We start from the raw sequence: 566 nt of genomic DNA, 5'->3' as shown, positions 1-566 counted from the left end.
GGAGACAGTGACCAATTGCTGTCGTTTATCAATACGCACGAAATTACCAAGGCGTTTATTCCCACCGCCTTGATGAATCATTTTGCCACCGAACTGGCCCGCTCAACCCTGCAGGTCATCCATACCGGCGGCGAAGCGCTGAATGCGTTGAATCTACCGCCGGATGTCACGCTGTTTAACCAGTACGGCCCCACCGAAGGCACCGTGTGCGCCACCCAAAACTGGTTGCAGGACGGGGATCGGGCGATCGGTAAGGGAATTGATAATACCCGTCTGTATGTCCTTGATGGTGAGGGTAATCTGTCCCCGATCGGTGCGCCGGGGGAACTGTATATCGGGGGCGCGGGGCTGGCCCGCGGATATTGGAACCGGCCGGCGTTAACCGCCGAGCGTTTTGTGGTGAACCCGTTTGCCACGGCGGAAGATCAGGCGCGGGGCTACACCCGCCTGTATAAAACCGGTGATTGGGTACGCTGGCGGCCGGACGGTAATCTGGAATATCGGGGGCGCAATGATTTTCAGGTCAAGATCCGTGGCTACCGCATTGAGCTGGGAGAAATCGAAAG

At 57.6% G+C, this 566-nt stretch carries 1 protein-coding gene; it reads left to right on the top strand.

Annotated elements, in window-relative coordinates; genetic code table 11:
• The coding region (locus NXS07_RS20695) for an AMP-binding protein (RefSeq protein ID WP_258087597.1) at positions 1 to 566 on the top strand (566 nt) is incomplete at both ends.

The organism is Xenorhabdus bovienii, from assembly GCF_024721015.1.
Taxonomy (GTDB): domain Bacteria; phylum Pseudomonadota; class Gammaproteobacteria; order Enterobacterales; family Enterobacteriaceae; genus Xenorhabdus; species Xenorhabdus bovienii.
The sequence above is the reverse complement of the archived record's forward strand: the minus strand, read 5'-3'. Positions and strand labels throughout refer to the sequence as shown.